General features: G+C 35.8%; 24 protein-coding genes. 16 read left to right on the forward strand and 8 right to left on the reverse strand.

The features are described from left to right. Window positions 1-4 precede the first annotated feature (4 nt). Window positions 5-1,111, forward strand: a complete 1,107-nt coding sequence (locus K9M53_RS15415) for a M48 family metallopeptidase (protein ID WP_224016589.1) — start codon at window positions 5-7, stop codon at window positions 1,109-1,111. A 25-nt stretch (window positions 1,112-1,136) separates the two neighbouring features. Here the strand turns inward: K9M53_RS15415 and K9M53_RS15420 are convergent, their stop codons facing one another. Next, window positions 1,137-2,567: a sigma-54-dependent transcriptional regulator gene (locus tag K9M53_RS15420; RefSeq protein WP_224016591.1), complete on the reverse strand. Its 1,431-nt coding sequence runs from the start codon at window positions 2,565-2,567 to the stop codon at window positions 1,137-1,139. Window positions 2,568-3,021: 454 nt separating this feature from the next. On the opposite strand from K9M53_RS15420, the gene K9M53_RS15425 reads away from it, so the two are divergent. Continuing rightward, the gene (locus K9M53_RS15425; RefSeq protein ID WP_224016593.1) at window positions 3,022-3,378 is read left to right on the forward strand and encodes a response regulator; all 357 of its coding nucleotides are present in this window, start codon (window positions 3,022-3,024) and stop codon (window positions 3,376-3,378) included. A 164-nt stretch (window positions 3,379-3,542) separates the two neighbouring features. Continuing rightward, complete coding sequence (locus K9M53_RS15430; protein ID WP_224016596.1) at window positions 3,543-3,695, forward strand: lmo0937 family membrane protein; 153 nt, start codon at window positions 3,543-3,545, stop codon at window positions 3,693-3,695. Window positions 3,696-3,785: 90 nt separating this feature from the next. Here the strand turns inward: K9M53_RS15430 and K9M53_RS15435 are convergent, their stop codons facing one another. The 3 genes from K9M53_RS15435 to K9M53_RS15445 form a co-directional block, all read right to left on the reverse strand. Then, entirely contained in the window at window positions 3,786-5,177 is a 1,392-nt protein-coding gene (locus K9M53_RS15435) for a sensor histidine kinase (RefSeq protein WP_224016598.1), read from the reverse strand. 161 nt (window positions 5,178-5,338) lie between these two features. Continuing rightward, window positions 5,339-5,710 (reverse strand): cupredoxin domain-containing protein, encoded by a 372-nt coding sequence (locus K9M53_RS15440; protein WP_224016599.1) that lies wholly within the window; start codon window positions 5,708-5,710, stop codon window positions 5,339-5,341. Window positions 5,711-6,131: 421 nt separating this feature from the next. Then, entirely contained in the window at window positions 6,132-6,713 is a 582-nt protein-coding gene (locus K9M53_RS15445) for an RNA polymerase sigma factor (protein ID WP_224016601.1), read from the reverse strand. Window positions 6,714-6,960: 247 nt separating this feature from the next. Between K9M53_RS15445 and K9M53_RS15450 the strand changes: the two genes are divergently transcribed. Next, window positions 6,961-9,291 carry an ATP-dependent helicase gene (locus K9M53_RS15450; RefSeq protein ID WP_224016603.1) on the forward strand — a complete coding sequence of 777 codons (2,331 nt, stop codon included), beginning with the start codon at window positions 6,961-6,963 and terminating at the stop codon, window positions 9,289-9,291. Window positions 9,292-9,332: 41 nt separating this feature from the next. On the opposite strand, the gene K9M53_RS15455 is transcribed toward K9M53_RS15450, so the two are convergent. Next, a complete protein-coding gene (locus tag K9M53_RS15455) occupies window positions 9,333-10,130 on the reverse strand; it encodes a hypothetical protein (protein ID WP_224016605.1) in 798 nt (265 codons plus the stop codon). 124 nt (window positions 10,131-10,254) lie between these two features. On the opposite strand from K9M53_RS15455, the gene K9M53_RS16145 reads away from it, so the two are divergent. From K9M53_RS16145 to K9M53_RS15505, 10 genes are all read left to right on the forward strand, one after another. Further along, window positions 10,255-10,854: a NifU family protein gene (locus K9M53_RS16145; RefSeq protein WP_224016607.1), complete on the forward strand. Its 600-nt coding sequence runs from the start codon at window positions 10,255-10,257 to the stop codon at window positions 10,852-10,854. Between the two features lie 107 nt (window positions 10,855-10,961). After that, window positions 10,962-11,597 (forward strand): nicotinamide riboside transporter PnuC, encoded by a 636-nt coding sequence (gene pnuC / locus K9M53_RS15465; protein ID WP_224016609.1) that lies wholly within the window; start codon window positions 10,962-10,964, stop codon window positions 11,595-11,597. Further along, on the forward strand, window positions 11,584-12,120 hold the full coding sequence (locus K9M53_RS15470) for an AAA family ATPase (protein WP_224016611.1): 537 nt from the start codon (window positions 11,584-11,586) through the stop codon (window positions 12,118-12,120). Before pnuC ends, K9M53_RS15470 begins: the two co-directional genes overlap by 14 nt. Window positions 12,121-12,170: 50 nt before the next feature. Then, complete coding sequence (locus tag K9M53_RS15475; RefSeq protein ID WP_224016613.1) at window positions 12,171-13,772, forward strand: S8 family serine peptidase; 1,602 nt, start codon at window positions 12,171-12,173, stop codon at window positions 13,770-13,772. Between the two features lie 153 nt (window positions 13,773-13,925). Beyond that, a complete protein-coding gene (locus K9M53_RS15480; protein ID WP_224016615.1) occupies window positions 13,926-14,198 on the forward strand; it encodes a hypothetical protein in 273 nt (90 codons plus the stop codon). Window positions 14,199-14,282: 84 nt separating this feature from the next. Beyond that, the gene (locus K9M53_RS15485) at window positions 14,283-15,254 is read left to right on the forward strand and encodes a YitT family protein (RefSeq protein WP_224016617.1); all 972 of its coding nucleotides are present in this window, start codon (window positions 14,283-14,285) and stop codon (window positions 15,252-15,254) included. 8 nt (window positions 15,255-15,262) lie between these two features. Further along, a complete protein-coding gene (locus K9M53_RS15490; RefSeq protein ID WP_224016619.1) occupies window positions 15,263-15,619 on the forward strand; it encodes a DoxX-like family protein in 357 nt (118 codons plus the stop codon). 6 nt (window positions 15,620-15,625) lie between these two features. Next, entirely contained in the window at window positions 15,626-16,366 is a 741-nt protein-coding gene (locus K9M53_RS15495; protein ID WP_224016621.1) for a DUF2071 domain-containing protein, read from the forward strand. Beyond that, window positions 16,354-17,118 (forward strand): class I SAM-dependent methyltransferase, encoded by a 765-nt coding sequence (locus K9M53_RS15500; protein WP_224016622.1) that lies wholly within the window; start codon window positions 16,354-16,356, stop codon window positions 17,116-17,118. The genes K9M53_RS15495 and K9M53_RS15500 overlap by 13 nt, the downstream gene beginning before the upstream one ends. Beyond that, window positions 17,102-17,497: a hypothetical protein gene (locus K9M53_RS15505; protein WP_224016624.1), complete on the forward strand. Its 396-nt coding sequence runs from the start codon at window positions 17,102-17,104 to the stop codon at window positions 17,495-17,497. Before K9M53_RS15500 ends, K9M53_RS15505 begins: the two co-directional genes overlap by 17 nt. Here the strand turns inward: K9M53_RS15505 and K9M53_RS15510 are convergent. From K9M53_RS15510 to K9M53_RS15520, 3 genes are all read right to left on the reverse strand, one after another. Continuing rightward, window positions 17,494-18,159, reverse strand: a complete 666-nt coding sequence (locus K9M53_RS15510; RefSeq protein WP_224016626.1) for a hypothetical protein — start codon at window positions 18,157-18,159, stop codon at window positions 17,494-17,496. The two genes, K9M53_RS15505 and K9M53_RS15510, sit on opposite strands and share 4 nt — an antisense overlap. A gap of 72 nt (window positions 18,160-18,231) precedes the next feature. Further along, on the reverse strand, window positions 18,232-20,172 hold the full coding sequence (locus tag K9M53_RS15515) for a foldase protein PrsA (protein WP_224016628.1): 1,941 nt from the start codon (window positions 20,170-20,172) through the stop codon (window positions 18,232-18,234). Then, on the reverse strand, window positions 20,172-21,602 hold the full coding sequence (locus K9M53_RS15520) for a redoxin domain-containing protein (RefSeq protein WP_224016630.1): 1,431 nt from the start codon (window positions 21,600-21,602) through the stop codon (window positions 20,172-20,174). The genes K9M53_RS15515 and K9M53_RS15520 overlap by 1 nt, the downstream gene beginning before the upstream one ends. 224 nt (window positions 21,603-21,826) lie before the next feature. Here K9M53_RS15520 and rlmD point away from each other — a divergent pair, with 224 nt between their 5' ends. Together rlmD and K9M53_RS15530 are read left to right on the forward strand one after the other, a co-directional pair. After that, entirely contained in the window at window positions 21,827-23,233 is a 1,407-nt protein-coding gene (rlmD, locus tag K9M53_RS15525) for a 23S rRNA (uracil(1939)-C(5))-methyltransferase RlmD (protein ID WP_224016631.1), read from the forward strand. A 7-nt stretch (window positions 23,234-23,240) separates the two neighbouring features. After that, window positions 23,241-23,945, forward strand: coding sequence for a rhomboid family intramembrane serine protease (locus K9M53_RS15530; RefSeq protein ID WP_224016633.1), 705 nt, complete (start codon window positions 23,241-23,243; stop codon window positions 23,943-23,945). Window positions 23,946-23,969 lie beyond the last annotated feature (24 nt).

Raw genomic sequence — 23,969 nt, forward strand, 5'->3', positions numbered from 1 at the left:
TGCTATGGAAACATCTTCATTAGTAAAATACTTTGATGGAAAGAGCTCCCGATTCAGGATCACGCGTATAAAGCTATATACAGAATCGCTTCATTTATTTGATGGCGCTACAGGAACCTATTTAACTGCTATTGAGTTAAAAGATTGTCATGCTACCTATGTAAACAATGCCATGTATCTATACCTGAACAAGCAATCGACCAGTTATGTAGTGGTTGACGATGACAATGCATTGTATTATCCCTTGAAAGATGTTTTGGAAAAGGCACCACGCGGCTTTTTCGAAAAATTAATGCAGCATAAATTGCCGGCGTTGTTAGGCTTGTTTTTATTATTAGTAGGCGGCGCCTATTTTATTTTTGTACAACTGGTTCCTTATGTTGGATTAAAATTGATATCTACACAACAGGAAATTGACCTGGGCGATAATTTTTATGCGTCCTTTATGTCAAACGAAAAAATAGACAGAAATGCTACTGCTATCGTTCAAAAATTTGCTGACAATTTAGAGTTAAGTGATACCTATCCTATTACGGTAACTGTAGTAAAAGAAAACCAGGTAAATGCCTTTGCTTTACCCGGTGGGCATATTGTTGTGTATTCCGGAATTCTTAAGCACATGAACAGCTACCAGGAATTAGCTGCATTGTTAGGGCACGAAGCCACACACGTAAACAAGCGTCATACTTTAAAAGGAATGTTGAGAAGCATCTCTTCTTCTGTTTTAATATCATGGGTAATAGGCGATGGCGGCGGGTTATCTTCAGTATTGGTAAGAAATGCCAATAATTTACACAACCTTAGCTTTTCAAGATCGCTGGAGGAAGAAGCAGATGAGCAGGGAATGAATATAATGGTGAAAGACAATGTTGACCCTAAAGGAATGCAGGACCTGATGGTGCATTTACAAGAAGCAAGTGGAGATATTCCTTCCGAACTTTCTTTTTTAAGCTCACATCCGCTTACAAAAGACAGGATAGAAAAAGCAAAAGCTTTTGCAGCGAGTCATCCTATCCATGGTAATTTTCATCCCGCCTGGGCAGACTTATGGGATTGCCTGAAAGAAAATAAAACCGATTGCCTGGATAATGACAATAATGAAGAGAAGTAATTGAATTTACGATCGGCACATTACATTAATCAACCTTGTTTTCATTATTAAGCTCTTCAAAACTTTTGATCTTATTATAAAGTGTTTTACGATCTATGTTCAACACTTCGGCTGCTTTGGTTTTATTAAAGTTTACTTTTTTTAATACCGCCATAATTGCATCATATTCTGCACGGCTGGCTGCATCTTTTAAGCCTATATCTTTTTTTATAAGCGATTCTGTTATGGGTGCGGTCTCTGCAATTTCTGCAACAAGCGGAGTAGAGTTAATTATTTCCCATGGCAAGGTAGAAGCTTGTATTTTGCCGGTAGGGGTTAACAATACCGCTCGCCTTACCACGTTTCTAAACTCCCGCAAATTACCCGGCCACGAATAATCAATGAACATTTTTATAATATCCTCTTCAAATGCCTCTACTTCATCTTTATTTAACTCATCTTTTGTTTTATTTAAAAAGAATTCAGCAAACAACGGAATATCTTCTTTTCTTTTTCTTAGTGGAGGAAGGTTAATAGAAAATTCATTAAAACGATGATACAGATCTTCACGGAATTTTCCTTTGCGATATGCTTCCTGTAAATTTTCATTGGAGGCGACAATGATACGCACATCCACATCCATTTCCTTTAAACCGCCAATACGTTTGAATTTTCTTTCCTGTATCACTCTTAATAAAGATGCCTGTATCTCTGCACTAAGATTTCCGACCTCGTCTAAAAAAAGGGTGCCGCCATTCGCCAACTCAAAATGTCCTTCCTTATCTGCTAAAGCGCCGGTAAATGCACCTTTCATATGCCCGAATAATTCGCTTCCCGCCAATTCTTTAGAAAGTGTTCCGCAATCCATTGCCACAAAAGGATTGTTTTTTCGATTGCTTTTTTCATGAATGGTTTTTGCTATTACTTCTTTGCCTGTTCCGCTTTCTCCATAAAGGATCACGCTAAAATTGGTAGGAGCAACTATTTCAATTTGTCTATACAATTCCGTGGTTACAGTAGCTACCCCTACCATATGTTCTTCGCTACCGGTATTTTTTGTTTTCCTGGCTTTTACACCCGTAAACTCATTCATACCCGTATCGCCGTTTTCTAATTTTTCTACCGCTTTAGTAAGAACATTTAAAACTTCATCGGGAACAAGCGGTTTGGCTATATAATCAAATGCACCTAGTTTAATTACCTCTACTGCTATTTTTATATCAGAATATCCTGTAATGATGAGTACAATGGTTTGAGGTTCTATTTTCTTAATTTCGATCAACACTTCACGTCCATCTTTTTTATCCCCTAATCTAAAATCACATAGAACAATATCGAATTTATTTTCTTTAAATTTCTCAATGCCTTTAATACCTGAGTTGGCAGTTTCTACTTCATATCCGTTTTTTGTTAAAAACCTTTCCAAAAGCATGCACATATCCATATCATCATCTATAATCAAAACTCTTTTTTTCATGTTTATCTCTCTTTTATTTTAAAGGTACACCAGTTTTGTTGTTTCGTGTGACGTTATTGACATGAAAAATAGGCTTACGATCTAAGAATTAATTCCTACACCGCAAACCTATTATTGTCCTTAACCGAAAACCCAAATCGTACCTTTTTACTGCAGCAACTGCAAAAAGTTATAATTAGTAAATGATTTCATGTGTGATAACCTAAAATGAGAAAATATCCTGCCAAAATATTTAATCAATTTTCTTTTAAATGATCGGGGAATTTTTTCTTCAACCTGGGGAAAATGAAACACATTGCTATAATAAGTATTTGATACTTAATAATATGATGATAAAGAGTATGTAGTTAACTTATGTCAAAATATTAGGCCAATGAATAAACTTTTTACTCATTGGCAATAAACTTGTGACTATTAGAGTTATTTTAGAGAAAATTATTTTTGTTTCTGCCAAATGTCTAACGTACTTATTATAGATGATGAAATAGATATTTGTTTTTTATTAAGCAGCATCTTGCGTAATAAGAACATGAATACTGTTCATGTAAATACATTAACTGACGCTACGGAAGTTTTACAAAAAGAACGTCCTTCTATTATTTTTCTCGACAATCACCTACCCGATGGAATGGGGATGGATTTTATCAGTTATATAAAAAGAGCTTCTCCTTTAACCAAAATTGTGATGATAACTGCTTATGATAATTCTACCGACAGGAATAAAGCCTTGCAGTTAGGCGCAGATTTTTTTATTGGTAAACCTTTTTCAAGAGATTCTATTTACCACACCATTGAACAATTGGCTTATTAGTATTTATTTTCTCCTTTTGTAGATATTATTGCACAGTTGAATTTATTCCATCGTTTTGTTTTATCATTAAACCCTTTACAGTTACTGCTTTTTAAGCCAGGTATACTTTGGCAAAGTTTTTTTATTAATGATGGGAAACAAATCGTTCACTTTAAAATTATTTTATGGGTAACTTATTATATTTAATAGCAGTAATACTTGTTATAGCCTGGGCAATTGGTTTTTTAGGCTATCATGCATCAGGTTTAATTCATTTATTATTGGTTATTGCGCTTATTGCCGTATTACTGAGAGTAATACGTGGAGCGGCAAGTTAATGCACACATGGGATGTTAGCTAAATGCCTTTTTCAATTTTTTGAAGAGGCATTTTTTATTTAGGCAGCATGATTTATTGCAGCTTAGGTTCTATTTAATAACATCAAACTTAATTATGAACTTAGTGCCCTTACCGGGGGTACTTTCTGCATTAATAGTACCATGATGGTTCAAGATGATATTTTGGGTATTGGTAAGTCCTAATCCATTGCCTTTGGATTTAGTAGTAAAATAAGGTTCAAATAATTTAGCAAGGGCTGTTGCATCCATACCAATTCCATTATCGCTTATTTCAATTATACATTTATTATCTTTTTCTAACGTAGCGATCCTTAAGATCTTTTCATCTGCATTCATTGCTTCAATTGCATTTACGATAACATTTAAAAAAGCTATTTTTATTTTGCCCGGATCAACAGAAATGTCTTTTGTAGTTTTGTATTGCTTTTGAACAATTACATGATTCAATTCAATTCTGTCTTTTGCCAGTTCTAAAGCCTCATCCAGTAAAGTATTTACAGCCACTCTTTCATAAGCAAGATCAACAAACCGGGTTGCATTTAAAAGATCGGTTATTAGCTGATTGATGCGTTTGCTGTTTCTGCCAACCATATCAAACAACATGTTGATATTATCATCTCCTTGTATCTCCGTTCTTATCTGGCTGGTGGCAAGGTCTATATTGGTTAGCGGATTACGAACTTCATGTGCAATAGTACGGGCAATTCTTCCTGTTGCAGCAAATTGCTCTGCCCCCTTCATTTCAATCAATTGTTTATTCACTTCATCCAATTCTCTTATTCTGTTGCGTAACTGTGCTTCTGCTTTTTTACGGGCAATATTTTCGCGGGTATAGGTAATAAAACCAAATGCCGCAAATAAGAAAGCAAGTAATAATGAAATAAAAATAATAACATTCATAGCGGAGTAATGCCCTTTTAATTCCGCATTCCTGTCTTGCAAAATTTTTTGCTCACTTATTTTTATCAAGCCAATAGTAAACCGCAGGTCATCCATTATTTTTTTGCCCGTATACAAAAGCTTAATAGCAGAATCTTTTCCAATAGACAAATCGGTGGGATCGTATTTTACATAAATACCATTTAGCCTGTCTTTTTCTGCTATAAGCTGTTTTACAGTTGTAAATCTTCTTTGCTGAATTGCATTGTCCTGTATTTCAGATGGCAGTTTTTTACAAAGCGTATCTATGCCACGCATGCTTGAATAATAAGGCTCTAAAAAATTCTGATCTTTAGTAATAACATAGCCCCTTATGCCTGTTTCGGCATCTTTTAATTCAGACAAAAGATTATCAAGGTCGCTGATGGTAATATTAGTATTCATTACCCATTTTGACTGGGCAACCAATTGTTTATTTGCATACCAGGTAAGTAAATATGAAAGCAGGAGCAACACAAAGGCAGCTCCGTACCCTAATCTTATCCGGTAGTCGATTTTTAATTGCTGTATGAGGCTTCGCATAAATTAAATCCCAATAAATAAAAAATCAGACCAATTTTTATTGTAAGCTGATAGCAATCGTTTATACTGTTAAGTTACTTTAAAAAACTACTATCTCCTATTATAAATAAAATAAGCCCGGAAAATTTCCGGGCTTACACGATCAAACAATTATTTTATTTTTACGGTGCTGTTACTATTAAAGTTGCCTTCATCCCCGGATGAATGGAACAATGATATGGAAAGGTACCAACAGTATTTGCCGTATAGGTAGCTGTTCCGCCGCCTTTTGATATAGGGCCTGTATCAAATGTGCTTCCATCATCCGAAGTAGCCGTATGATCTACAGTAGGATCAACATTTTTCCAGGTAACAACTGTACCTTGTTTTACGGTAAGTGTAGCCGGAGCAAATGTCATGTCCTCGCGTATTTCTACTGTGTTTGCTGGTGGTGGAGTACCGCCGGATGAGTCACTTTTGCTGCAGGATAAGACGAGGGCTGCTGTTACAACCGTAACTATGCACATTGCCATTAAAATTCTTCTTGTGTTCATAAATATTTTTTTAGAAATGATAAATAACAAGATCGTAACGGCAGGTATTTAAAAAAGGATGCCTGTTAAAAAACAATAACTTTTATTTATCCGTTTCAGCAATAAAACATAGAAAGTAAGGCTAATATTAAGATAACAAAAAGGAAACAAAATTTTATTTATTATCATTATTACTATTACGTCAATCTTCCTACCTTTACGGCATAACAGCCTTTTAATAATTTTAATTATATAGAGGGGTTATGATAATCAAAAGGCCATTTCTTTCAAGATTGGCCTTTTTTATTTTAGATTATACGTACCTATACAACGGTCATGCATAACTGCAACATATAGTTTTATAAAAATAAAACCCGCCTTAGAAAAGACGGGTTTTTCTTAACCATTTAAAACCATATTGAAAGTAAAACAAAACTCAATTTTATATAGCCACCTGCTTTTCTTCCATGATCCTGCGCAGGTTGTTCAATGCATATCGCATACGCCCTAATGCAGTATTGATATTGCATTTCATTATTTCTGCAATTTCTTTAAAGCTCAGATCTGCGTAGTGGCGAAGCACTATTACCTCTCTTTGTTCTTCGGGCAACATATCTATTAAACGACGCAATTGGTCGTGGCTTTCGTGCGACATTATTTGATGGCTGCTATCCGGCTCAGAATATTTTATTATTTCTGTAAAATCGGCGGTGCTGTTTAGCACAGGGGTCATCTTTGCTTTTCTAAAATGATCGATACACATATTGTGCGCAATACGCATTGCCCATGGCAAAAACTTTCCTTCCTCCACATATTTTCCCGACATCAATGTGTTGATGATCCGTATGAACACATCCTGCAAAATATCATCTGCTACATGCTTATCATGCACCATCGCCAAAATGGAATTGTAGATCTTGTCTTTGTTAAGATAAACGAGCGTTTCTAATGCATCAGAATCGCTGGTAAGATAATACTGGATCAATTGATCATCGGCTAAAGCCGGAGTAGATTGATATTCCATAAGGGTTTACGTTTTAGTTTTAAACGGATATTTGGATTATAACGACACAAAGGTAAAATTAGTATATAATTAATGTGTAGTCATTTGCGTAGTTATGCTGTAGTAGTGTTTCGATACACTAAAACATGGCATAAAGATCGGTTTTCCAATAACTTATAAATTCAACCAGCTCGAATTTTTTTTGCCTTTTCTACCAAATATTTTTTCACAAATCCCATCCTCCGGCATCACATCCGTAAATTTGCTTATGACCAATTACTTAGATGAGCTGAATGAACAGCAAAGAGAGGCTGTGCTATATATCAACGGACCCTTAATGATCGTTGCAGGCGCCGGAAGCGGAAAAACCAAGGTTTTAACTACCCGTATTGTACATCTAATTAATAGCGGTGTCGATTCTTTTAATATCCTGGCTTTGACCTTTACCAACAAAGCTGCGGCCGAAATGAAAGAACGTATTGAAAGAATCCTGGGCAATACGGAGGCAAGGAATTTATATATCGGAACTTTTCACAGCGTGTTTGCAAGAGTATTGCGGGCAGAAGCCAATAAGCTTGGGTATCCCAACAACTTTACTATATACGATTCGGATGATGCAAAAAGTGTGATCAAAACTGTGATCAACGAAATGGATCTAGACGATAAACAGTACAAACCTAACGTAGTTTATAATCGTATTTCATCGGCCAAAAACGGGCTGGTTGGTCCGGCTGAATACATCAATGATTGGGCTATTCAACAGGAAGATGCAAGAGCCAATCGACCCATGTTGGGGCAGATCTATGATGCCTATGCCAAACGTTGCTTTAAAAACGGCGCTATGGATTTTGATGATCTATTGTTTAAGATGTATATCTTATTAAAAAACTTTCCTGAGGTTTTAAGCAAGTATCAACGCAAGTTTAAATACATTTTAATTGATGAGTACCAGGATACCAACGAAACGCAATATCAAATCATAAAACTATTAGGCGCCATGCACGAAAATGTTTGCGTGGTAGGTGATGATGCGCAAAGTATCTATAGTTTTAGAGGAGCTACCATTGAAAACATTCTGCAATTTCAAAAAGATTATGATGATGCAAAAGTGATCAAGCTGGAACAAAATTATCGCAGCACTAAAACCATCTTAAATGTAGCTAATGAGGTGATTGCGAATAATAAGAATCAATTACCTAAAACTTTGTGGACAAGCAACGCAGAAGGTGATAAAATAAAGCTTGTTCGCACAGCAACCGATAATGAAGAAGGAAAATTTGTTGCAGATACCATCCAGGAACAAAAGCTGCGCAATCATTTTTTAAATAATGAGTTTGCTATTTTATATCGTACCAATGCCCAAAGCCGTGCGTTTGAAGAAAGCCTTCGCCGCATGAATATTGCTTATCGTATTTATGGTGGCTTGTCATTTTATCAACGTAAAGAAATAAAAGATTTTATTGCTTACCTGCGGATAGTTGTAAATCCAAAAGATGAAGAAGCGTTGAAACGCATTATTAATTATCCAGTAAGAGGTATTGGTAAAACAACTATAGATAAAGCTGTTCTGTTTGCAAATGAACGAGATATCAGCATGTGGCAGGTGTTGGAAAGCGCCGCTATGTATGGCTTTAAAGCAGGCACCTTAGAAGCGATCGACAATTTTGTAACAATGATCAAAATGTTTCAAAGTGAATTGCAGAAAAAAAATGCATACGATCTGGCAATAATAGTTGGTAAAAGTACCGGCATTGTTAAAGAATTATTCAACGATAAAACAACAGAAGGGTTAGCCCGTTATGAAAATATACAGGAATTATTAAACTCTATTAAAGAGTTTACCGAAACGCCGATGAATGAAGAGGATGGCGAGGTAGGTGATAAAGGACTTGGAACTTACCTGCAACAAATTACTTTATTGACGGATGCAGATGATGATAAAGGAAATGCTGCTGATGCAGTTAAACTAATGACCATTCACGCAGCTAAAGGGCTGGAGTTTAGTTGCGTATTTGTAGCAGGGTTAGAAGAAACACTTTTCCCCAGCGGCATGAGCATTAATACAAGGGAAGAACTGGAAGAAGAAAGACGTTTGTTTTACGTTGCCATTACCCGCTCCAAGAAAAAACTATGGTTAACCTATTCCAATGCACGTTACCGTTTTGGTCAGTTACAACAAAATGACCCAAGTCGCTTCTTAGAAGAATTGCCCGATGAGCATTTAGATAAAAGCTTTGCCGGCGGCGGAATAAAAAATCAATCCGGAAGAACAGGCTGGGGAGCCACAGCGCAACAATGGGGAAGAACAGCTGCTGCACAAAAAACAGATATACGATACCCGGCTAAACCCACTGCTACACCAACTTATGTAGCGCCCGCCCGCCCGCAGGTGAAAGAGCACGTCCCTTCAGCCGATTTTATTGCGAGTGATACCAGCAATTTACAAGCAGGGCAAAAAGTGGAACATCAGAAATTTGGCTTTGGCGAAGTGTTAAAAATGGAAGGCGCTGCACACAATCCAATTGCTACGGTTAAGTTTGAACAGAATGGAGAAAAAAAGATAATGTTGAATTATGCAAAACTTCGAATAATAGAATAAAAAAATCCCGCCTAAAGCGGGATTCAATTTTTTTATTAATTCTATTTCTCTGCTTTTGCAAAATACATCAGCGCTGCATTCCCAAAGATCATGCTTTTGTTAGCCGCCTGGAAAACGGATAAACTCCAGGTATTTTGTCCTGCAGTAATTTTAATATCCCCTCCATTTAAGTTAATAGTGCAATCTAATTGCTGTGAAGATTGTGTGCTATAAAATGTAATATTTCCTTTTGCAGAATTGTCGCCTGTTTTTTCAGTTATATTCAGGTATTTTATGATCAGCATATCATCGCTTACAGCGCCGGGTTTGGCAATGCGCTTATACACACTCCATTTGCCCAAAAGACTGTCCAGTGCTACGTTTACAGGAGCATTGTATTCATCCTGTTTTACCGGGTTTTTCCCCAGGCTTTCGTACCAAAACTCATCTACTTTTTTTAAGCGATGAATGTATTTATCATTATCATCCAATACCAAAATATTTTTTGCCATTGATTTAATAGTGTACACATCTGCAGCCACCATTAAATTATTATCATCGTCAATATCGGCATCCCCGCTTAATGTCATAGTGTTGCTGATGCTGGTACGGGTTTGTACCTTATTGGTATCTGTAAAGTATAATTGAATGCTATCTGTGAAAGAAACAGGGGCATCACTGCGATCAACACGTTCAAACTCCTGCCATTTTCCTAAAAACTGTTGCAGAGAAAAATCCGCAGACTTACCCTTCACCACTCTCCTTTGAGCTGGCTTCATCCCTTTCCGGGTTACCTGGGCGTCACTATTTAAGCAAAATAATAAGGTGCCGAAAAAGAGATATAAGCTTTTTGTTAGCATTGTAAACGATTTAGTTGTAAAGTAATATATTCTGTGTAATTATTGAGTTTCTGAAAGAGAAAAAAATTTTCAACCTATTTGGCTTCAATCTTGTTAATTTTGTAGAGTTATAAATTAATGAAGTATGATTAAAACAGGCAACCCCGTTATCAGCATATATACCGAAATGACTCCTAATCCAGAGACAATGAAGTTTGTTGCCAATAAATTATTGTATCCGGGGAAAAGCATCGATTTTCCTGATGAGGCAAGCGCAACACCTTCGCCATTGGCATTACAATTATTTGCATTCCCTTTTATAAAATCAGTTTTTATTGCCAGTAATTTTATTACGCTTACTAAAACAAGCGAAACAGAAGATTGGCAGGATGTAATTCCGGCAATCAAACAATTTTTAAAAGAATACCTGGAAGAAGGTAAGCCTGTTGTAAACGAAGAAGAGCTGGCTGCCCGCAAAGTAGAGAGCACCAACGAAGTAGCAGCGGATGATGATGATGTGGTAAAGCGTATTAAGGAGCTTTTGGAAAATTATGTAAAACCTGCTGTTGAAATGGATGGTGGTGCTATACAATTTAAAAGTTACGAAGATGGCAAGGTTAATTTAATGTTACAGGGAAGTTGCAGCGGTTGCCCTTCATCTATGATAACATTAAAAGCCGGTATTGAAGGAATGATGAAACGCATGATACCGGAAGTAAAAGAAGTGGTAGCAGAAGCAGAATAAAATTGACAAAAAACTTATTTAAAGTATAATTTTATTAAAGCATCTTTTTTAAAAAAGATGCTTTTTGTTTTTATGGATTTGCTGACAATAGTTAATTTGTATTTTTAATGAGCATACAGGAAATATATACGCAGTTTATTACCGACCTAAAGAATACAACCTGGCTGGAATACATTGCAGTGATCTCAGGAATTGTTAGCGTATGGTTTTCTCGTATTGAAAACATCTGGGTTTACCCGAGCGGATTAGCAAGCACAGTCATTTACATTTATATAAGTTTAAAAGGAAGTCTGATCGGAGAAGCAAGCGTAAGTGTTTATTATACTATTATGAGCATCTATGGTTGGATATTATGGGCAAGAAAAGATAAACAAGAGCAATACATTTTACACATTTCATCTGCCAGTAAAAAAGAATGGATACAACATTTATTATTCTTTGCCGCTTTTTATATTGTATTTTTTGTTTCGCTTACTTATTTAAAAACAACCTTTGCTCCGGGCGCTATTCCATGGGCAGATTCATTTGCAAGCGCCACTGCATTTACAGGCATGTGGCTAATGGCAAAAAAGAAGATTGAGAGCTGGTATTGGTGGATCGCAACCAACTGCGCTTCTATTCCATTATACTTTGTAAAACATTATGCCTTCACAAGCGTACTTTACCTCGTGTTATTAATAATGGCAGTATTTGGTTTGGTTGAATGGATTAAAAGAGAAAAACAACAGTATGCAATTGCCTAAAAAAATAGTAGCCATCGGACCTGAATCGACAGGCAAAAGCTCTTTATGTGAACAACTGGCTACTTATTATAAAACTGTTTGGGTTAAGGAATATGCAAGAGAGTATTTGTTAAAGCATGGAACCGAGTATACTTATGAAAATTTACTGGACATTGCCAAAGGCCAACTGAATTTAGAAGAAACTGCTACACAATTTGCAATTTCCAATTTACAATCTGTAATTTTTATTGATACAGATTTGTATGTAATGAAGGTTTGGAATGAGTTTGTGTTCAATAAATGCCACCGCTGGATATTGGACGGAATTGCAGAAAGAAAATATGATCTGTATTTATTGTGCAATGTTGATCTTCCCTGGGTTAAAGATGAACTGAGAGAATACCCCGACCTGGAGTCACGTAAAAAACTGTATCACATTTATAAAGACATTATGATCAATCAATCTGTTCCATGGGTTGATATCAGCGGTAATTATGAAGAACGTTTACAGAAAGCGATCAACTCTATAGATAGTAAACTTTAACGATATTAACCCTGCAAAAAATCTATCTTCACTCTTGTAAATATCTAACCGTGAAAAAAATAATTTTTCTTCTTTGTATTACAGTTTTTGCTACAAAAATTTTTGCTCAAAAAACAGCCATTAATGGCTGGCAGTTATTGGATCTTAAAAAAGATAGTTTTTATGGAATAAGTTTAGATCAAGCGTATCAATTCTTAAAAGAAAAAAATATTACAGGCACTACTATTGTTGTTGGCGTATTGGATAGTGGCGTTGACACTACACATGAAGACCTAAAGTCTGTTTTATGGCATAACCCAAAAGAAATTCCAGGAAATAAAAAGGATGATGACGGTAACGGCTATGCAGATGATTATTATGGCTGGAATTTTTTAGGTAGCGCCAATGGAAGAAATGTAATGTCGAACAGCAGCGAATGGATAAGAGTGTATTGGCGTTATAGATCAAAGTTTGAAAACAAACAGATCAATGTAGCAAAACTTTCACCACAGGAAAGATATGAGTATGAAAATTGGCAAAAAGCAAAAGCCGGGGTGTTTGCAAGTGCGCCATCTGATGGAAGGCTGGATACGCTTCATAATTATTTGAAATCGGTTTTGTTTTGCGATAGCATTGCAAAAAGCCGCCTGAACAAAGAAGAGTATTCTTTACAGGATCTAAATAAATGGCAGCCTGCAAGCAGTATAGAAAAAACCATTAAAGATATTTTACAGGAAGTGTTTTCAAACGATGATCTAACAGATGTAAAAAATACTTTTGTAACAAGCAGCATAAAAGATTATATAGTCAGCGAAGAGCGTAAAGCAGATGGAATCAAAAACCCTCCTGCAACCGACAGACAGGATATTACAGGCGATGATCCTTTGAATCCTAATACAAAGTTCTATGGTAACGGAGATGTATATGCGAACGATGGATTGCATGGCACTCACGTATCGGGTATTATAGCAGCTGTGCGTAATAACGGCATCGGCATGGATGGCATTGCTGATAATGTAAAAATAATGATGGTAAGGACAGTGCCCGAAGGGGATGAAGTGGACAAAGACATTGCAATGGCTATTCGCTATGCGGTTGATAATGGTGCAAGAGTTATTAATATGAGTTTTGGCAAAAGCCTAAGTCCTGATAAAAAAATAATAGATGATGCGGTAAGATATGCAGCAAGCAAAGATGTACTATTGGTGCAAGGTGCCGGTAACAGCAAACGAAACATCAATGCTTTTGACAATTTCCCTAATCCACAATATTTATTTACCGATTCAATAGCACCTAATTATATTACGGTAGGAGCAAGCGATTGCAACGGACACGCTGCTGATTTTAGCAATTACGGAGATAAGGTTGTAAATGTATTTGCGCCTGGTGTCGCTATTTATTCTACTATCCCGCAAAGCAAATACATGTTGCTGGATGGTACTAGTATGGCAACCCCAATGGTAGTTGGATTAGCAGCGTTATTGCGAAGCTATTTCCCTCAATTATCAGCTGTTGATATCAAAAATATTATTGAGCAATCTGCTGTTAAACCCAATGTTGAAACAACCATTCCTGGCACTACCGATAAAGCATATATGAATAAGCTATGCATAAGCGGCGGCATTATAAATGCCTATGAAGCTGTGAAATTGGCTTATCATTGGAAAAAATAATTTAAAATGCGCATTGGGTCTCTTCATCTAAAATATTCAGATACTAAAGGACTAGTTGCCTTGTGGAGAGAAACATTATTGGCAAAACATATGTACTGGAAGGTAAAACAAAAGGCTATACAAATCATCCGCAATTGAACCGTTTCAAAGCGTTTGAACGCCCGTCCCTTACATGCTATAAATCATTATCTCGCAGAAGTGTTTATGGAAGCCGTGGCAAGAAATTATACTTTCAATAAAGAAAAGATCGTCTGGAATTTTACACCATGCAAACTTACTGTAACAAAAGGTCAGCTTGAATATGAAGCCGCTCATCTTCTTCGTAAACTGAATGAACGCGACAAAAAAAAGCTCAAACTAACCTTAACGCACATCCTATTTTCAAGATCGTTAAAGGGAAATATTGAAGATTGGGAAATTGTATAAACACTGCTTATTCCGATAAAAAATTCATAACTTCAATACAACCTAAGCTATCCCATCTTTATAACCATTTAAAGTTCGGTTAGTATGAAATCATTTTGGACAAGAACATTTCTTCAAAAAGCTTTTTTAAATAAAAATGCTGAAGAAGAAAAGGAATACTCACAGTATGAGAAAGCCAAGCGCTACCGGGAGTCTGTAATTACCATCAAGAGGCATATAAAGGATTTTTTTCTTGTCTTGATAGGTATTTTTTCTGCAGCGTTTGGGTTTAAAGGTTTTTTATTAACCAATCATTTTATTGATGGCGGCGCTACCGGTATTTCATTATTATTATCTGCATTAACTTCTATTCCTTTATCTGTATTAATCATTTGTGTTAATATCCCGTTTATAATACTCGCTTATATCACAATGGGAAAACAATTTGCCATTAAAACGGCGTTGTCCATAACCGGTTTAGCACTTTGTTTGGCAACAATTCATTTTCCAAATGTTACTGACGATAAATTATTGGTAGCTGTTTTTGGTGGTTTCTTTTTGGGCGCAGGCATTGGCTTTGCAGTACGAGGCGGCGCTGTAATAGACGGAACAGAAGTGTTTGCCATTTATATAAGTAGAAAATATGGCACAACGATCGGCGATGTGATCATTTTTATTAATGTAGTTATTTTTTCAATGGCTGCTTATTTTTTAAGTGTTGAAATTGCCATGTATTCTATGATTACTTATCTCACTGCATCCAAGACACTAGACTTTTTAATAGAAGGCATTGAAGAATATATGGGGGTAACAATTATTTCAACGCACAACGAAGAAGTAAGAGAGATGATAATAAATAAAATCGGCAGAGGCGTGACTGTATACAGTGGCAAACGTGGCTATGGCAAAAGCGGTGAGACCAGGGAAATCGATATCATTTATACAGTTATTACACGCCTTGAATTAAACAAGCTGAATGTTGAAATGAAAAAGATAGACCCGAATGCTTTTGTTGTAATGAACAGTGTAAAAGACACGAAAGGAGGCATGATCAAGAAACGACCGTTAGCACATTGATCAATTATATGAGCCATAAAATAATAACTATTTTTATTGCATTGGTTTGGTTTATAAATGGCGCTATTTGTAAGCTCTTGAATTATGTTCCCCGTCATCAAAAGATCGTTGCAAGAATATTAGGAGAGCAACATGCCGGGCTATTTACAATATTTATAGGAGCAGCAGAAATAATAATGGCTTTCTGGATTATAAGCGGTCGTTATATACAGTTGAATTGTTGGACACAAATAATCATCATCGCCATAATGAATATTCTTGAATTCTTCATGGCTTCTGATCTGTTGCTTTGGAAAAGATTCAATCTTGTTTTTGCATTTTTGTTTATCCTGTTAATTTATTTCAACGGAATATATAAAGCTTAGTCTGCAATGTTTTCATTTTTAAAAAATCATCCCTTTGCTGTAGAAGCTTTTTTTAACTCTTCGTTGGTGTTAACGTTTGCTGTTCCAAAAAATGAAATACAAACGCTTATTCCCGATTATTTAACTCCCGATACTTTTAATGATGAATATGCTTTTATAGCCGTTGCAATGGTTGATACAAAACAACTGCGTCCGAAAGGATTTCCTAAATTATTAGGCAATGATTTCTTTCTTATCGGTTACCGTGTATTTACAAGATTTATTACCAAAGAAGGGAAAAGCTTACGCGGCTTATACATTCTTAAGTCAGAAACCAATAAAAAACAGATGGAGTTTTTAGGAAATATTTTTACGCATTACAATTATACAACTACAGATATTTTTCAATCAGCTTTTGAGAATAAAATTACTATAGTATCTAAAAAATCAGATTTTAAAGTAACAGTTGAAAATACAAAAGATAACATTGCATTGCCTACTCATTCTCCCTTTTTAAATTGGAAAGAAGCCAGGCGATTTGCAGGGCCTTTGCCTTTTACTTTTACTTGCAATACGACAAAAAAAGAAGTATTGATAATTGAAGGCGTAAGACAAAATTGGATTCCTCAACCTGTTGCTGTAACAGAATATAATTTTTCATTTATAAATGATTTGGGATTGAAGGATGTAAAACTGGCGAGCGCTTTTATTATTAATAACATACCTTACTATTGGAAAAAAGGCAGAATAGAACAATGGATACAGTAAGAAAACCTTTCCAGGGCGTAATTAATATTATTCGCTTTAACTGGCATTTTTATCTCATTTCTGTTTTGCTGTTGACGATCGGTTTTGTAATCGCCAATAATCTTGTTGATCCTTTCAAGCATTTACTTTTTATTGCATTGTTTCTTGTGTTGTTATGGACAATCGTTTCCCTGCTCGTTTCCTTTTATATATATGATCTATCCGGACTTTATAAATTGAATTGGTTAAACAACCTTCCGTTAAACAGCAACGATATCATCTTAAACATACATGCAGGATTTGATGAAACAAGTCTTTTATTAAAACATAAATTCTCAAATTCCGATTTGATCGTTTTAGATTTTTACAACCCTGAGCTACACACCGAAATATCTATTAAACGGGCAAGAAAAGCATATCCATCTTATCCCGGCACAAAAAAAACAACTACACAAACTTTAAATTTTCCTGATAACTATGCAGATAAGATCTTTCTTATTTTCTCCGCTCATGAGATCAGGAATGAGGAAGAGAGAATTGATTTTTTTAAAGAATTAAACCGCATCGTAAAACCTTCAGGGAGTATTGTTGTAACAGAACATTTGCGAAACATAGAAAATTTTTTAGCGTATAATATTGGCTTTTTTCATTTTTACTCAAAAGCATCCTGGCTTAAACTATTTTGTAAAGCTGACCTTAAAAAAGCACGTGAAATAAAATTGAACCCTTTTATCATTACATTCATACTGCAAAAAAATGGAATTACATCTTAAAATAATCGGGTGGTTGTTATTGGTGCTCTCAGGCATTCATGTTTTTTTCCCTAAATACTTTAATTGGAAGCAGGAATTAAGCTTAGTAAGCGCTATCAACAGGCAAATGATGAACGTTCATACTTTTTTTATTGCACTGATACTATTACTGATGTCGCTCTTATGTATCAGTTCTGCCAATGAGCTTGCTACTACAATGTTGGGAAGAAGAATTTGTTTCGGCTTAGGAATATTTTGGTTGATACGATTATTGATACAATTTTTTGGGTACTCTTCTAAACTTTGGAAAGGAAAAGCTTTTGAAACCTCCATCCATACCGTATTTTCAATACTGTGGTTGTACTTTAGCGGAGTGTTTTTCTATGTGTGCCTGCGCTAATTATCTTCCTCTTTTTTTATTAGCGCAGAGAGCAGTTCTTTAAACTCTTCTTTTATTGTTTTCTGCTCTTCCAATAAATATTCAGCTGCAAAAGGAGCGCCACAATCCTGGCTGCTTATTTGATGGATTAATTTGCCATTTTTAAAATAACTTCTGGTTTCGGTTATTTCAGATTTACCAAGATCCCAAACTTCGTTATCACCATTTTCTTTCATTACTAAAGAATCGTAATAAAGCGGGCGATTATATTTATAGTTCTTTTCAAAAACAAACGACAGTTTATTATTGAGCAAATAATATTCAGACAGATTTTGATAAGTTTCGCCATAATAGCGGGCAATAATTTTTCTCAATTTCTTTTTTGAGTAATAATATTTTGCCTCACCGCCTTCAATCGACAACCAAATATCTTTTACAATAACAGAATCCCATTTAGCAATAGAATTCAATCGTTTGAAGTTCTTCCTGATCGGCTCCAGGTCCTTGATAAGATATTCGTTCTCTACAAAGTCTTCTTCATTTTCAGATTCTTTTACCCGAAATGTATCTTCAGGAGAAAAGCTCTCATTACTGTCTTTTGCTACTAAATAAATATTTTGCTGCGCTTTACAATTGCAGTTAGTTATAATAAAAGCAAACGTTATAAAATAAACCAGTTTCATAGCGTATTAAAGTTAACTAAAAGCCCCGTAAGTAAAACTCACAGGGCTTATTATTTACATTCAATGAGCTGTTTATTTAAGCAGCGATTGAAAAACAGTTTCGTTCACTTTAATCGGGTATTTCTTTTTTAATTCATTTACCCATTGCTCTTCTAAATAATTTTGATAATCATTTATTACCAATCCTCTTGCTTCTTCAAAACTGCGTTGCTGGTTAGCAGGATAAACTTTTAATATTTTTAAAAAACCGGCAGTGTTATCTGATTCATTCAAAACCGGCTTGGTTATTATTCCTTCTTTGATAACAGTGCCTGCAGGTATTTGAATTTGCGACAATTCGTATCTCGAAGAATCTGCCTGAACAGCGCCATCGCTTTCATCGGAAATTTTTCTCCATTCTTTTCCGCTGGTCAACGCTACGGAAGCATCATTAGCGGCCTTCATATTAGCACAATTGAAGAGTAATACAACAGCACTTGAATCCCAAAGATATTTCGCCTTATATTGATTATAATATTTTACCAGTCCTACGCTATCATTCGCAGCCTTACTCCAAACATTGCGTTCCATTATTTCAAACAACATATTACCTTCCCTGAATTCTTTCATCTGGTATTTGAAGTCGGCATTATATTCTTCCAGGTGATTACGGTAATATTCCAATGCAACTGCAGCCACATATTTATCAAACAATTCTTTGTCTGTTGCGATCTCATTGCTGTTGACAACAGGGCTTAAGCGATAATCATTGGCAAATTTCAACCAGTCGCTTCCTTTATAATTTTGTTTAGCAAATGAAAAGATCATTTTATTGCTAACAGGATAAACTGATAGTTTTTTATTAGCCGCAACGCTATCTGCAAATCGGTACAAATCTTCGTCTTTTACTGTATTGTTTCTTTTATAATTAATACGAACCAAAACATCTTCCAAAAATTTTTGTTTGGCAGCATTGATACGGGAATCCTGCAATACCTGTTGACGAATAGTGTAGTAATACCCTTCGTCCGCTTTTTGATCGACAGGAGTAGGAATTTGTTGTAAACGTTTTACAATATGATAACCGTAAGGTGTTAAAAAAGGTTTTGTGAAATCGCCGTCCTTTTTTAATGCAAAAACGTTTTTTTCAAAAGTTGCATTGTATTTGCCTGTGCTGAACTCACTCATTTCCCCATTGTTCTGGTATGTGAGTTTATCTTCGCTGTATTTTTTTGCCAATGCGCCAAAATCTCCGCCTGCCAATAAAAGATTATAAATAGAATCTGCTTTCTTTTCTACCTGGCTGATTTTTTCGGGAGTTGCATTGGGAGGAAACGTTAATAATATTTGTGCTGTTTTCCATCTGCCTGCACTTTGTCTTTCATCTAAATTTAAAAAAACATGCCAGCCGCTTTTTGAATGAAATGGTTCACTTGCTTGTCCGGGGTTCAATCCATAAATAATATTTTCGAATGGATAAGAAATGCTTAATGCAGTTATATAACCAATATCTTTTTTAGTTACCGGTAGATATGCATGAGCAATGTTTTGAAGTAAATTATCATAATCTTTATTTCCTTTTGATAATTGATTGTATAACTCTTTGATTGCACCAATGGCTCTTAAAGAATCGTCTGAAGACATCTGATCTGGTGTAGGAATATAAAAATGCAACACATGAATATCTTTTTGCTTACGCTGAAAAGCTTCGTCTATCAGCTTGTTCAAGCCTTTGTCATCATTCATGTAGCTATCTTCTACCTGGTTACGAAAGTTCTGAAGGTCTGCCTGCAGCTGTGGCAATGTATCCAAATGCAGCTCTTCCGCAACTTTTACTTTTAGTTTAAATTTAGAGTATAGGTCTAAATACTCTCGCAACGATTGTTCTTTATTTTCAACAGCCGTTTTGTTTTTATTGTATGCCCTTAAAAACTCTTCTTTGCTAACAGTGCCATTGCCGTAAGTAAAGAGCGTTTGAGAAAAAGCTGCAGTTGTAATAAGGGTGAAAGAAAAAAGTCCCAATAATTTTTTCATCAGTTGGTTGGTTTGATACTCCATTTAACTTTAAGCAGATCGTCCATTTGTTCAAGACTTAATTTTTTTGCTATGATGCGTTTGTCTTTATCCAATAAAAACAGTGTAGGCGTCATCGTTACATCATATAGCTGTCTAAAGCTTGCTTTCTGAGATTCGATATCTGCTTTCTCTAATTCTTTAGGTTGATATACATTTATCCAATCACTTAAATTATGTTCATGGATATAAGTAAGCCATTCTTTTTTTGCGTCTTCCGACAGAACGGCAAATATTTTTACGCCATGTTGTTTCCAGCTTGCACGATAAGCGGAATCGATCCTCGGAATAGTTTCTTTACAATGTCCGCAATTGGGATCCCAAAAACAAACAAACGTATACTCAGCTTTTACATCATATAAGCTGGTTTTGTTTTCTGCTGTATCCAGCATATCTAAGTTTGCTGCCTGTGCACCAATCTGGTTAGACATTACCATATAGGCTTGCCTGCTGATAGCATCATGCTGCTTATCAGTTAACCAGGTGCTTAAACCCTGGCTATGGTATTTTTCAAATAAGTGAACAAATATCGCATCCTGTCCCATGTACTTAGGATTATAATACTCATCTGTCAGCCAGTTCAATAAGAATTTATACATTTCAGGGCAGGTTCTTGCCAGTAATAATTGATAGTCCGATTCTTTAATAATGCTGTCCGGGTTTTGAACAATTATATCCCGGTAGTAGCGCTCCAATTTGGGCAAGAAAAATGGTGTACGAATTACGCGTTCATCCATAAACGTTATGCCGTCCCAGTAATGATTTTTGTAATAATAGTAGTTCTGCAAAGAGTCTTCATGCGTAACAGATTTTTTGCTAGGTAGTTCCGGCTCTTTCATTGCTTGCAGTAAAACAGCCATCATAGAGGTAGGCTGCGTTGCAATAATATTTTGGCGATACTTATTTAAGTCTTGGTTATATTTTGCATAATTAGCTTCGTGCAAGGCAGAGTCTGCCTTGGTTTTAGATTCGTTGTATGCTTTACGCTCCTTTTCCAGTAAGTCTCCTTTAGAAGCAATGTATTTTTGGTATTGAAAAAATAAAGCATTCTCTTTTGAGCCAACAACAGTTACTTTGTTTACCAGGTCGGTAGTATCAGCGGTAATAGAAATAACCTGTTCTTTATCTATGAAAAAGTCAAAGGTTTTGCTTTTCCCCGGAAAAACAATAGCATAAATACCGCCCGGCAAATTACGTTTACCGGTAAATACAGCAACGCCTTTACTATTTATTACGGCAGAGTCTTCGGCGTTTAGATTTTTACCCATATGGTAGGTTAAATATGCCAGCCCGCTTTTGTAATCAGGAGTTTTTAATGTTATCTGAAAGCTTTGAGCTTTACCGACTATACTAACCAGTACAGCCAAAATAATTATTGTAGATTTTTTCATATGTTAATAAGAAGATTGCAAAAGTATTTAAAAATGTACGTTTTAAGCGCATCTAAGACTTTTCATCTATTTAAAGATTACATTTCGTTAACAATATTTTTTAGCCGTCTGCCCTAAGCTGCAAGAGCAAGCCTATTAAATTCATTTTTTTCATCTATTTATGAATAACCTGTTCCTTGTTACTTGTAGCTTGTAGCTGCCGTTTATAACTTATTTTTGCTGCCGTGAGAAGAAAAAAAGTTTTAGTAGAAAATGTAAAGGTGAGCGGCTACGCTGCGGAAGGAAGATCGCTGGTAAAGCTGGATGGTAAAGTGATCTTTGTAGAAAATGCGGTGCCCGGCGATGTGGTGGACCTGTATCTTACCAAAAATAAAGAAACCTGGGCCGAAGGAAAGCCATTTAATTTTAGGGTTTATTCCAAAGAACGTGTACAGCCCTTTTGCAAACATTTTGGAATATGCGGTGGTTGCAAGTGGCAAATGCTGCCTTACGAAAAGCAACTGGAATACAAACAACAGGAAGCAATTGAAAATATAAAACGCATTGGCAAAGCCAATATTGAAGAAATACTTCCCATAACCGGTAGCGATGCCATTATCCATTATCGCAATAAAATGGAATTTACTTTTAGCAGCAAGCGTTTTCTTACTGCCGAAGAAATGAATGCCGTAACACCGGAGAATAATATACAGCATCCTGCTGTGGGATTACATGTACCTAAGATTTTTGATAAGGTAATTGACATTGAGGAATGTTTTTTAATGGATGATGTAAACAATCAGATCCGAAATCATCTTCGCAGCTTTGCATTGGAAAATGGATTTACCTTTTATGATATCAAGCAACATACCGGCTGGTTAAGAAATGTTATCATTCGTTTTTGCAGCACCGGTGAATTAATGGTAAATATTGTTTTAGGGTATGAGGATGAGGAGCAAAGAAATAAGCTCTGCGACTATTTATTACAACAGGTTCCTTCCATCACTACATTGCTATACACTATTAATACAAAGTGGAACGATAGTATTTTCGATCTGTCGCCTCAAACTTACTATGGTAAAGGATTTGTAATAGAACAGCTAGGAGCGTATAAATTCAAGATCGGGCCAAAATCATTCTTTCAAACCAATACAAAACAGGCAGAAAAACTATACAACATTGTAAATGATTTTGCGGCACTTACGGGTAATGAAACAGTGTATGATCTGTATTGCGGAACGGGAAGCATTGGCATCTATGTAAGCAAAAACGCTAAAAAGATCATTGGTGTAGAAACTATTGCCGAAGCTATTGAAGATGCAAAAGAGAATGCATTGCTAAACAATATTACGCACGCCGATTTTTTTGCAGGGGATGTTATTAATATTTGCAATGATGAGTTTTTTGCAATGCACGGAAAGCCTGATGTTGTTATCACCGATCCACCAAGAGCAGGCATGCACGAAAAACTGGTGCATAAGCTTTTACAAATTGCAGCGCCAACAATTGTGTATGTTAGTTGTAATACTGCTACACAGGCAAGGGACATTGCTTTGTTAAGCGAAAAATACAGTGTAGAAAAAATTCAACCCGCAGATCTTTTTCCGCACACACATCACATTGAATGCGTGGCGTTATTAAAACTAAAGTAATTTAAGCATGGCATATTCTAACAACGGAAATTCTATTCAACGTACCACACCTATTGTGTTTAATCTTATCCTTATTAATGTGCTGGTTTACCTGGCGCAAAAGATTGTAACGGGTATAGACATAACTGGTTTAGGAGCCTTGCATTATTATAAATCTCCTTTATTTAAGCCGTACCAGCTTGTTACAAATATGTTTTTGCATGCACCCAATCAAATTTTTCATATCCTTTTCAACATGTTCTCACTCTGGATGTTTGGAAGCATATTAGAGCGCTTCTGGGGCTCAAAAAGATTTCTTATTTTTTATCTTATATGCGGACTTGGTGCCAGCTTAATTATAGAATTATCTGTTCCGTTCAGCGCCCAGCAATTTGCAAAAACACTGGACGCTATTCCCGCCGGGGTTTCGCAAGCAGATATAATAGAAGCTTATAAAACACAATATTCATCCATTGGTGCATCCGGGGCTATAATGGGATTGTTGGCGGCATTTGCTTATTTATTTCCCAATACTGAACTTTTTATATGGTTTATTCCTATCCCCGTTAAAGCTAAATTCTTTGTTCCTATATATATGGTCATTGAATTATTCCAGGGTGTGCATCAATTCAAAGGCGATGATGTGGGCCATTTTGCACATTTAGGCGGTGCATTAGTGGGCTTTTTATTGGTATTATATTGGAACAAAGCCAATAGAAAAACGTTTTATTAAATATTTCTAAAATCCGGTTTCATT

This window comes from Ferruginibacter albus (assembly GCF_020042285.1).
Taxonomy (GTDB): Bacteria; Bacteroidota; Bacteroidia; order Chitinophagales; family Chitinophagaceae; genus Ferruginibacter; species Ferruginibacter albus.